At 40.0% G+C, this 4,517-nt stretch carries 3 protein-coding genes and 1 pseudogene; all 4 read left to right on the top strand.

The genetic code is table 11. The features are described from left to right. Positions 1-186: 186 nt before the first annotated feature. Positions 187-1,167: pseudogene (locus QZ562_RS19780) on the top strand (transposase). Between the two features lie 511 nt (positions 1,168-1,678). After that, positions 1,679-2,236 (top strand): DJ-1/PfpI family protein, encoded by a 558-nt coding sequence (locus tag QZ562_RS19785; protein WP_293764128.1) that lies wholly within the window; start codon positions 1,679-1,681, stop codon positions 2,234-2,236. Between the two features lie 25 nt (positions 2,237-2,261). Further along, positions 2,262-2,660, top strand: coding sequence for a ribbon-helix-helix domain-containing protein (locus QZ562_RS19790; RefSeq protein ID WP_293764131.1), 399 nt, complete (start codon positions 2,262-2,264; stop codon positions 2,658-2,660). Between the two features lie 124 nt (positions 2,661-2,784). After that, the coding region (gene dld, locus QZ562_RS19795) for a D-lactate dehydrogenase (RefSeq protein ID WP_293764134.1) at positions 2,785-4,517 on the top strand (1,733 nt) is incomplete at its 3' end.

A 4,517-nucleotide genomic window follows, 5' to 3' on the forward strand; every position in this document is an offset into this window, starting at 1 on the left:
ACTAATACTCGTACAGTTTTGAGTTTTTTCAAGTTTATATATTAATAATTTGGCGCATTGAATAATCAGCGTTTTACTTAAGTAATTTTGCAAAAAAACTAAAGAAGACACCCATTTTAAAAAAGTAGCAAAACAGCCGTTATGTTCTAATCTTTAAGGTACTCAAACAACCAAGGATGGTCTGTCATGCCTCAGTCACGTAAAACTCAAGTCAGTTTAATTGATACTCCCTATTACCATTGTGTTTCTCGCTGTGTTCGCCGTTCGTTTTTGTGTGGCAAAGATAAATTTACGGGACAGAGTTACGAACATCGCCGAGGTTGGGTCGAGGAGCGATTATTATTTTTATCGTCGGTATTTTCTATTGATATCTGTGCTTATGCTGTGATGAACAATCATACCCACGTAGTGCTGTGTGTGGACAAAGACTTGGCAGATAACTGGTCGATGGAAGAAGTGATAAAGCGCTGGCACCAAATGTACCAAGGCACGTTATTAAGTCAAAAGTATCAAAGAGGGGATAAGCTCAGTAAAGGTGAATGTATCAGCCTAGATGAAACAGTGACGATTTACCGTCAACGTTTATATGACATCAGTTGGCTAATGAGAAACCTCAATGAATACATAGCCCGTGAAGCGAACAAAGAAGATAAATGTACAGGCAGGTTCTGGGAAGGACGGTTTAAATCTCAAGCATTGTTAGATGAAAGTGCGGTTTTAGCGTGTATGGCTTATGTTGACTTAAATCCTATTCGCGCCAAGATGGAGACCACACCAGAAACGTCAAAACACACCAGTATCAAGCAACGTATACACTGTCTCATCAAAGGCGAACAACCTAAAAATCTGATGCGTTTTGTGGGCAATCACAGACAAGACATGCCTAAAGGCATGGCTTACAGCTTGATTGACTATTGTGAACTAGTGGATTGCACAGGCCGCTGTATTCGAGAGGATAAAGCGGGTTACATATATCAACATCATAGCCCCATTTTAGCGCGCCTCGGTCTCGACTTAGAGTAATGGTTGACCCTCACTACCGAGTTCGAAAAACACTTCAGCACCGCCGTTGGCAGTGAGCATATGTTGCAACAATTCAAACATCACACAAACCACCAACGTATACGAGGGATGGCAAAGGCCAGATCTTTACTTCAATCTGCTTGAATTACAACCCCATATATAGTCAAAGTCACTAACACAAAATGTGTCGAACCTTGCTGTCTGCAATTTGAATTGAGCGACACATTTCACAGCATTTATCTTCTTTAATTCCAAGTAAGTCGAACTTGTCACTTAAAAACATAAATAGCGTGTTGATACCCAACAATTTGGGCTTGTTGGTTACGTTGAGATTGAGTACTTTATTACTTTGGGTGTCTAGTTTAAGTTTTTATTTTATTATTTATAGCCAATAGCCAATAGCTTTAGGTATTCTATAAGTGAATTAACCCTAATCAAAAATTGGGTGTTTAATATTCAAGAGGGTGGGGTATATTATTGCTCGTATGGAAGTTGCTAGCTTATTCTTCGTTTTTAGTGCCGACTATTTTTTATTTTTGTAGTATTCACATGTTACCTAAAACACTGTGGCTTATGTTTGAATAATGTTTTGATTTTGTAATCAGCTTTTCTCGCTGATTAGTTATTTAACAGTAAAATTATTTGGAGTAAAAACATGGCTAAAGTGCTGATGATAACGGGCGATTTTGTAGAAGACTACGAAAACATGGTTCCCTTTCAAGGATTAATGGCTATGGGACACCAAGTTGATGCGGTTTGTCCAGAAAAGAAATCTGGAGAAACAATTTCAACAGCGATACACGATTTCGAGGGTGATCAAACCTATACTGAAAAACCTGGCCATAAATTTGAGCTCAACGCTTCTTTTGAAGATGTCAATGTCGCAGATTACGACGCTCTGTATTTACCAGGCGGTCGTGCACCTGAATATTTACGCTTAAATGCTAAGGTCATTGAAATTATTCAATACTTTGCAAATAGTAATAAACCCATCGCATCTATTTGCCATGGTCCACAATTACTGACTGCTGCTGGCGTATTAAAAGGTAAAAAAGTATCGGCTTATCCTGCTTGCCAACCAGAAGTAGAAATGGCCGGTGCTGAATACATTGATTTACCTATGGATGGCGCGATTACGGATGGTCAATTAGTGACCGCTCCTGCATGGCCTGCTCATCCTGCCATGTTGATGCAGTTTGTGGCATTGTTCTAAACTTAATCTACATCGAGAGGCCATTATGTGTCAGCTTTTTGTCCATGCCGAAAGTAGTTTATGGAGCAGCAGAACCAAATCACTTCGAATTCAAGGGGTTGTTACATCCATTCGATTAGAAGTGTTTTTTTGGGATGTTTTGGAAGAGTTGTCATTTCGTGATCATATGACGGTCAATCAGGCAATTACTAAGCTGTACCTTGAATCGCTTGATGCTGATCATGATATTGGGAACTTCACCTCTTTTCTAAGAGTCTGTTGTTCTCGTTATTTGTCGCTGATAGCTGATGGCGCTTTTTCCCGCGAAGTTGAATTTCCTTTAGGTGATGTCGATGCCAAACATATAATAGAGCAAGAGGCATTTCGTAGTAAACAACGCAAAGCACTTTTCAATCACAACTTAAATAAGCTTCCCATAAATTAATCTCCTGTCTGAATTGAGGCCCCAGCGTTACAGCACATTGTTGTGAGCTGGTAATAGATATCCATTTATAAACTGATTAAAAGTCAATAAAGCATCAATGCATTAAGTTGTAAGGAAAGTTAAAATGACAACAGTAGAACCGACATTAACGACTAAAAAGCAACAAATCATTGATGACTCTGCGTCTGCACTTAACATTAGCGATAACAAAAATGCAGTATGTAAGTATGACTTAGAATTTGCTACAGGTATTCGTCAGCCTAAAAAAAAGCTGAATTTATATCCCGATGCTCACATATTAAGTGAATTTGAAACGGCGTTAGGTGTTACAAATATCAGTGCGGACCCACGCAAAAACGAACATTTCCGAAAGGGTTGGCGTTCGGGTGGAGGGGCTGCACTCGCGGTCATTTTTCCACAAACACTCGAACAACTGTGGAATAGTATAAAAATTGCTGTCAGCAATAATCTTCTTATTGTGCTGCAAGCCGCGAATACCGGACTAACAGAAGGGTCAACACCAAATAAAGACAACTATGACCGACCCGTTGTTGTCATTAATACTTTAAGCCTAGATGAGTTGCATATTATCAACCAAGGGCATCAAGTTATCAGTATGCCGGGTGCGACACTGCATAAATTAGAAGAATCGCTTAACGCAATTAATCGGTCTCCTCACTCCATCATTGGCTCCTCGACTCTTGGTGCCACCGTTGTTGGCGGCATTGCTAATAATTCTGGTGGTGCGCTTGTTAAAAGGGGCCCCGCCTACACCGAACTCTCCATATATGCGCAGATTAATCAACACGGTGAACTTGTGTTAGTGAATCACTTAGGCGTTTATTTGGGTGAAACTGCCGATAATGTTATTCGTAATTTGCAGCAAGGAAACTTTGATGCCAGCAAACTTGAACAAGGTCAACGAAAAGCCAGCGACCAACAATACCAAACTAGAATTAAAGATGTAGATGCCAGCACGCCAAGCCGCTTTAATGCTGATCCTCGCCGTTTATATGAGTCCAGTGGTTGCGCTGGTAAATTAGCCGTATTCGCTGTAAGAGTCGATACATACCCTGTAGTGAAAAAAGAACAAAGTTTTTATGTGGGCACAAATAACCCAGAAGACTTGTATGCCATTAGGCGACTGTTACTGACCGGTTTAGAGCAAATACCTGAAGTCGGTGAATACATGCATCGAGATATTTTTGATGTGGCCGCTCAATATGGTAAAGACACATTTTTAAGCGTATTACATTTAGGGACCAAACGCTTACCTAAACTATTTGCTGTCAAAGGACGAGTAGATGCAACATTAAATAAAATTAGCTGGTTGCCACCTTACTTAAGTGACCGTGCAATGCAATTTTTTAGTCGCTTGTTCCCTGAGCATTTGCCTAAACGTATGCGAGCCTATCGGAAGCAATATGAACATCACCTAGTATTGAAATTAAGTAATGAATCTATTGAACAAGGACGTCAAATACTAACAGATTATTTTGCTCCGTCAGGTGCAGGTGATTTTTTTGAATGCACACCCGATGAAGCAAAAAAGGCATATTTGCATAGATTTGCTGCCGCTGGTGCCGCCATTCGTTACCAAACGATCCATGATAAAGAAGTGGGCGAAATGCTAGCCTTAGATATCGCTTTGAAACGCAATGAACAAAACTGGGTCGAATCCTTTGGGCCTGAAATTGAGCAATATCTGGAGAAAAAACTCTACTACGGGCATTTCTTCTGTTACGTGTTTCATCAAGATTACATACTAAAAAAAGGGGCGTGTGCAATAGAAGTTAAAAACCTAATGTTATCGCAACTTGACCAAAGAGGTGCTAAATATCCAGCAGAACATAATGT

Origin of the sequence: uncultured Paraglaciecola sp., assembly GCF_913058035.1 — a bacterium.
Lineage (GTDB): Bacteria > Pseudomonadota > Gammaproteobacteria > Enterobacterales > Alteromonadaceae > Paraglaciecola.

What these genes read in the sequence shown, in the direction of transcription:
- QZ562_RS19785 (WP_293764128.1), top strand. Translation starts at nt 1,679, where the DNA reads ATGGCTAAAGTGCTGATGATAACGGGCGATTTTGTAGAAGACTACGAA.
- QZ562_RS19790 (WP_293764131.1), top strand. Translation starts at nt 2,262, where the DNA reads ATGTGTCAGCTTTTTGTCCATGCCGAAAGTAGTTTATGGAGCAGCAGA.